The sequence below is a fragment of the Bacillus cereus group sp. BfR-BA-01382 genome, assembly GCF_022663475.1.
GTDB classification, from domain to species: domain Bacteria; phylum Bacillota; class Bacilli; order Bacillales; family Bacillaceae_G; genus Bacillus_A; species Bacillus_A thuringiensis_S.
Genome location: NZ_JAKUFQ010000027.1, coordinates 53690 through 59805, shown reverse-complemented (window position 1 = coordinate 59805; position 6116 = coordinate 53690). Strand labels below are relative to the sequence as shown.

The following is a 6116-nucleotide window of genomic DNA, read 5'->3' as shown; positions in this document are numbered from 1 at the left end:
TTCATCGTAACTTCTTTTTCTTTTAACTGCCTAATATTCATCCGAATATTTCTCCTCAATTTACTATTCTTTTAACAACATATAGTTCAATATAAATAATTAAGAAAGAACTCCCTACTTTCAATAACAATTAGTTTTTTATAAGTAATTAACTTCTGTTTGACGAATTTGCAACATGTTCTAATAACATGAAGTTCATATATAATTAGATTATGATGATACCTAATTTAATAACACTTCCCCCTATTAATATTCTCTTTGTAAAGGGTTGTTAGCTATACAATTTCATTTTATCCATATTTCATCCATATAGATAGACCAAAATGGTTCGAGCTTATAAAAATACACCCATCAGATAATGATGGATGCTCCACAAAAAATATAGAACAGATATATATTTTTATTATATCTTAGAACCTTGTGAAAGGATACTTAATTTAGATTGTCTATCATTCAAATTCAACCTGTAATTCTTCATCTTCAATATAAATTCTTTTAATAGACTTATTTTGCTCTGGAATAGGCTCAACAGATAGTATATGAAGTAATTTACTATATTTCATGATTTCATGTACGCTTAATGAATCAGCAGTAAGAGAACCAATTCCAAATCCATGGAACCATTTCTCTGCCTCTACACCATACGCCCCATCTAATAGCTCATCCCGATAATCTTCACTGCCAATAATAATAACTTCATTCATATATTCAGGAAGGATGGTATCAAGAGAAGCAATGGTTCCTTGTTGCAAGCATTCTTCTACTGAGATATCATCTGGTCCTTGTATCTCTCCACTTCTAATTTTTGTCTTAATCCCCCATTGGTAGACAACATCTTCATCTAATACCAATAGTTCTTTTGGGACTTCACACACAATGTAAACTGGAAAATCTCCTGTTTCATTCCAAAGTGAAGTGATAGATTCTGCTTCATAACGCTCTTTTCCTACTTGATTGATTAACGACTTCTCATTTGCATGGAAAGCGTACCAATAATGCCATTTTGTTGATAAATAGACCAACTCAGGATTGGAAGGTACATCAATAAAATTATTTATTTCATTTTTATTTCGAGGTGTAATGCCATGTTGTAAAATCTCATTTAATCTTTTAGTTGTTGTACCATGATATAGCGTAATTGTGTCCCAAGGCTCTTCTACTTCTGTAAATGACTGTTTCTTTTTAACTGCATTTTGTTTGATTAATTCTTTCATGTCTTCTAAATTCATTATAACTAACTCCTTTTATATCGCATTTTTAAAAATACCTGTTTTGTTATGTTCATAACATAACATTATACTACATCATCTATATTCTTCATTCTATTACACAAAATAAAACTACCTATTAATAAATTAAATAGGTAGTTTTGTTTTTAATCATGCATTTTTTAGTGCTAATTCACTTAATCCAATTCCAGTCAAAATCAATTTGTAATTTCTCGTCTTTAATATAAATCCTTTTTATTTTGGGATTATCTTCAGTAATTGGAGAAAATACTACAACTTTTACTAAATTACCGTACGCTACTTGCTCATATAAATTTAATGAATCAGCAGTTATTGAGCCAATCTCAAATTCTTCAAACCAAAGATTTGCTTCTTCTCCATATGCTCCATCTAACAATTCATCCCTATATTCTTCGCTACCAAGAATGTTAACCTCATCTATATACCAAGGTTTAATCGTATCAATCGAAGCTACCATTCCATGTTCTAAACAATCCTCTAATGAAATATCATCTGGGCTTTCAATATCTCCATTTTGAATTTTCTTTTTAATATCTAATTGATGAACCACATTTTCATCTAATACCAGTATTTCTTTTGGCACTTCTAAAGAAATATAAATTGGAAAGTCACCAGTTTCATTCCAAAGAGAAGTAATAGACTCTGATTCATATCGTTCTTTCCCTACATTTTCAATTAATGATTTTTTATTTTCCTGAAAAGCGTACCAGTAATGCCATTTTGTTGTTAAATAAACCAACTCAGGATGTGAAGGTACACCATTTTGAGGAGTAATGCCATATTGTAAAATATCATTCAATTTTTTACTTGTTGTTCCGAAATACAACCTAACAACTTCCCAAGGTTCCTTCAATTCTGTAAACATTTGTTTTCTTTTCATTGCATTTTGTTTAATCAATTCTTTCATTCCATCTAAATTCATTTTAAATAGCCCCTTTTACATTCAATTTATTTAAATACCTGTTTTGTTATATTCCTATCATTATACTATTCCAATACTTCATTCATTCAATGAAATCTCTTTCAGTATACATATTTCCCTTCATAGTTAGTCTTCTATTAAAAAAACTATATTATATCCTTTTATTTTAATTTTAAAAGGTAAAATAATTGCAAAATATAGTCAATTCTTCTTATGATAAGAAGATGACAGTTTTTATTTCCTATCCAAATACGGTTAAGATATGCATACCCCCAAAAAATATCCTTGAGGGCATTGTTCTTAACGGTGACGAGAAAGGTAAATACATTCAAGCTTAATGGAGGATGCTTATGTACGACTTAAATAACAAGCTTATGACATTTTACAAAAAACATGTTGTATTACAAGGTAAAGAAAAAATTCGATTATTCAAGCTTAGAACATTGAATCTTGATAGATTAAAAGACGGATTAAAAGAATACAACAAGGAAAATAAAACGAATTATTCAATTGTAGATACCGTTGTTCAGGGAAGCGTAGCTATGTCTACAGTTGTGCAAAATGAAAGAAAAGATTACGATATTGATGTTGCTATCATTTTTGACAAGGATAACTTACCAGAAGGAACAACCGCAACAAAGAATATGGTAGCAAACGCACTGAAAAAGAAATGCACCCAATTTAAAGAACCACCTACAGCAAAAACAAACTGTGTACGAATTGTTTATGAAGAGGGCTATCACATTGATTTTGCTATTTATCGAAGATATAAAGACGAATATGGTGAATATAAATACGAACATTGTGGAAGCGAATGGCGGCCAAGAGACCCAAGAAGTATTACCAAGTGGTTTAATAATGAAAATAAAGAGAAGAATTATAACCTTCGTATTGTAGCAAGACTGTTGAAAATGTTTTGTAAATCCAGACCTAAATGGGAAATGCCTGGCGGTTTAGTTCAATCCGTACTTCTCAACGAATGTTTTCAAGCTGAAACACGCATAGATGAAATGTTTTATCATACATTAGTTGCAGTAAGAAATAGATTGACCATAGATAAAGAGGTAAATAACCCCACTGATGAAGAGCAAAGCCTTAAATTAATTCAAAAAGATGATGTTCGATTGGACAGATTAGAAAGAAGATTAACAACTTATTTAGGTAAGTTGGATGTTTTATTTGATGCAGGTTGTACATCCGAACAAGCAATTAAAGCATGGCAAGAGTTCTTTAATCATGAATATTGGGAAAAACAATTAGAACAAGAAAAAGAAACAAATTCGGCTGTGAGCAAATCTTATGCTTCTACAGAGAGTAGACTATACAACGAGTCTGAGGAATTTATTGAATATATGTTCCCTGTAAATATTCAGTACCATTTATCTTTAGACTGTCGCATTACACAGGATGGTTTTCGACCTTACTTTTTAAATGATTGGTTAAAAAGAGGTCTGCATTTACCAATCAGCAAACAATTGGATTTTTATATAAAAGACAATTACGTTACAAAACCATATCATGTGTATTGGAAAGTTAAAAACCGTGGAGATGTAGCGAAAGAAAGAAACTGTGTAAGAGGACAAATTATTAAAACCAATTCAGAAACACTTAAAGAATGTACATCTTTTAACGGTGAACACTTTGTTGAATGTTATATAGTTAAACAAGGGGTTTGCGTAGCAAGAGCTAAAATTGATGTACCAATTCAGGTATAAGGCATATCAATTAAATATTCAAAGAGCGGTGAGTATTTAATCCACTGCTCTTTAAACTGTTCAAAAGTACAATTCATCTTCTTATAATTTATATATATACATTACTTATCTTTTAACAGAATATTTATTTGTAATAAAAAAATAAAAGGGAGCAAGTTTATACTCGCTCTCTTTATTAATAAGGTAATATTAACCGCTCATCATAGACTTTGTTTGATTCTTCCCCTACTTCTTTTATATAAATAACAGGAAGTTCTTTCTCTTTGCTCTCAAACATTGATTTATCATTAAAAATTGTAGTAATTCCATGGGCTTGAACTGTTACATTAAAATGCTCTTCTTCTTTATCATCATCACAAATTGGCATGAAAACACCAGTATCTCCAATCGGAATCTGAGTGCAGTCGCCTTCAATTTTTACTTTTTCTATTTGTCTATCTACTACTTGTCCTATCACATTTTCTTCTGTTCTAACTGTATGCTCACAACCGAATAAAAAAGATGCACAAGTTAATAATAGAATACATACTTTAACTGTTTTAAGTGATTTTTGCAGTTTCATTTCTAACACTCCTATAATAAATTATCCTTTAAGAATTGAAGGTGTTGAGTAAATAACTCTTCACATGACATATCTTCTTTTATGCAGATAGATATCGTATCCATGTCTTGATAAGAGATATACATTCTTTTATCTGATTGGAATTTAGATAGTAAATAGTCTCCTTCTTCCTCTGTATCAAAATAAAAACTTAAAGTCATCCCTGCACTTACAAATGCCTTTACATAACCTGCATCGACTATAAAAGTAGAGCAAGGCACATAATCATTGAAATGTTCAGTGTATGCTTGAACATAATCTCCTCCATACTGTTCTTCTGCCATCCGATAAATAAAGTCTGGTATAATATCCTTTGCAGACTCTTCCCAAGCAATCAGCTTTATTATATAAGAATCCTCTTCAGCTACCTGAAATCCGTTTAAAATCCAATGCTCATTTGTCACTTCAGCATCTCTTACTAAATCTTCTTGATATAAAACATCCGATGAAACAATATCTGAATCCTCGATACCTAATTTATCTGTATCAATTTTAAACACTTTATAATATCCTCTTTGTTCAATGTTTAACTCCTCTAAATGTGCCCCTCCGCTTGGTATAGCTGAAAGACAATCATCAATTGTTTTACTGACACATATGCGGTTTGTCACATCGTCTTCTTTGTCTTGATGACGACAAGAAGGAATTCTTGGCACAAACTCTCCTGAATGCTGTAAATCCGTTGAGACATGATAGAAAATAGACATAATAAAAACGCTCCCTTTTTAATTAGATTTATAAAATACCTGATTTGTAATAACATAGTATTTTATGCCAGGAGCGTTTTTTTATCAGTTTTTGTTCATAACAAGAAGTTTTTTCTAAAAGTTCAAGCGAACTGAACACGTCCGAAATGTTTTTCAATAACACAAAAGTTCTTTTCATTCATAAATTATTTATCATCATAATTAAAACGTTCTTATAATAACACGGTTAGTTTAAAGTTATCTTCCTAACTTACTTTTAAAAGCTCTTCATAATTAACATTTGATATAAAATCCATTTCATCAATAAAAGCAATCTCATCATAAATCATAACACTAACCTTCACTTCTCCCATAGATGTGTAAACACTGTAGTTTTCACAGGAACTGAAAAAACATCTCTTTAGTATAGTAATTACATTAAGTTCAGTTTCTCTATTTATCGCTGATATAGAGAATCCTTCTTTATCAAGCATAAGGAAACCAAGTTCATAACGTATACGATTTTTAGCCCTTTCTAAATCTTTATACTTAATTTTATGTATTTTTAAGATTATATGAAAAGCTAAATTAATTGACAGAATACCTACGAGGAATCCTAAAAATAGAATCATAGTAACATCATCCCTCCGATAACAGGAATACACCAAACCAGTACATCATACTTATTCATAGTATTACTTCCTTTCAATTTGCTCTTTATAAATCTCATCAGACCAATATTCGGGTGGATAATGAGTTACAAATAAAGGCTCTTCTTTTATCAATTCATTAAAAGTAGACTGTTGAATCATATTCGGAACATCTACTGCATGTTCTTTTAAATCTTTTTCTAAAATTTCTGTCACACACTTAATGAAATATTCGATATACGCATTCATCTATATCTCACTTCCTTGTCACTCCATTAATATTTGACCATTA

Annotated in this window: 7 protein-coding genes; 1 reads left to right on the top strand and 6 read right to left on the bottom strand. The window is 30.5% G+C overall.

Going from position 1 to position 6116, the window contains the following annotated elements; all coding sequences use genetic code 11:
• Window positions 1-449 precede the first annotated feature (449 nt).
• Both MR160_RS13750 and MR160_RS13745 read right to left on the bottom strand, forming a co-directional pair.
• Complete coding sequence (locus MR160_RS13750) at window positions 450-1229, bottom strand: hypothetical protein (protein ID WP_242297589.1); 780 nt, start codon at window positions 1227-1229, stop codon at window positions 450-452.
• A gap of 172 nt (window positions 1230-1401) precedes the next feature.
• Window positions 1402-2172 (bottom strand): hypothetical protein, encoded by a 771-nt coding sequence (locus tag MR160_RS13745; RefSeq protein WP_242297588.1) that lies wholly within the window; start codon window positions 2170-2172, stop codon window positions 1402-1404.
• 350 nt (window positions 2173-2522) lie between these two features.
• Here MR160_RS13745 and MR160_RS13740 point away from each other — a divergent pair, with 350 nt between their 5' ends.
• Window positions 2523-3887, top strand: coding sequence for a nucleotide-binding domain-containing protein (locus MR160_RS13740; protein ID WP_242297587.1), 1365 nt, complete (start codon window positions 2523-2525; stop codon window positions 3885-3887).
• A gap of 175 nt (window positions 3888-4062) precedes the next feature.
• Here MR160_RS13740 and MR160_RS13735 read toward each other — a convergent pair whose 3' ends face one another.
• The 4 genes from MR160_RS13735 to MR160_RS13720 form a co-directional block, all read right to left on the bottom strand.
• Entirely contained in the window at window positions 4063-4449 is a 387-nt protein-coding gene (locus MR160_RS13735; RefSeq protein WP_061662506.1) for a hypothetical protein, read from the bottom strand.
• 11 nt (window positions 4450-4460) lie between these two features.
• The gene (locus MR160_RS13730; protein ID WP_242297586.1) at window positions 4461-5195 is read right to left on the bottom strand and encodes a hypothetical protein; all 735 of its coding nucleotides are present in this window, start codon (window positions 5193-5195) and stop codon (window positions 4461-4463) included.
• Between the two features lie 245 nt (window positions 5196-5440).
• Window positions 5441-5806: a hypothetical protein gene (locus MR160_RS13725; RefSeq protein WP_242297585.1), complete on the bottom strand. Its 366-nt coding sequence runs from the start codon at window positions 5804-5806 to the stop codon at window positions 5441-5443.
• Window positions 5807-5869: 63 nt separating this feature from the next.
• Window positions 5870-6073 carry a hypothetical protein gene (locus MR160_RS13720; protein ID WP_242297584.1) on the bottom strand — a complete coding sequence of 68 codons (204 nt, stop codon included), beginning with the start codon at window positions 6071-6073 and terminating at the stop codon, window positions 5870-5872.
• Window positions 6074-6116: the final 43 nt, after the last annotated feature.

Excerpts from the sequence above, each read along its gene's own strand:
- MR160_RS13725 (WP_242297585.1), bottom strand. The coding sequence starts at position 5,806 with ATGATTCTATTTTTAGGATTCCTCGTAGGTATTCTGTCAATTAATTTA.
- MR160_RS13735 (WP_061662506.1), bottom strand. The coding sequence starts at position 4,449 with ATGAAACTGCAAAAATCACTTAAAACAGTTAAAGTATGTATTCTATTA.
- MR160_RS13750 (WP_242297589.1), bottom strand. The coding sequence starts at position 1,229 with ATGAATTTAGAAGACATGAAAGAATTAATCAAACAAAATGCAGTTAAA.
- MR160_RS13720 (WP_242297584.1), bottom strand. The coding sequence starts at position 6,073 with ATGAATGCGTATATCGAATATTTCATTAAGTGTGTGACAGAAATTTTA.
- MR160_RS13730 (WP_242297586.1), bottom strand. The coding sequence starts at position 5,195 with ATGTCTATTTTCTATCATGTCTCAACGGATTTACAGCATTCAGGAGAG.
- MR160_RS13745 (WP_242297588.1), bottom strand. The coding sequence starts at position 2,172 with ATGAATTTAGATGGAATGAAAGAATTGATTAAACAAAATGCAATGAAA.
- MR160_RS13740 (WP_242297587.1), top strand. The coding sequence starts at position 2,523 with ATGTACGACTTAAATAACAAGCTTATGACATTTTACAAAAAACATGTT.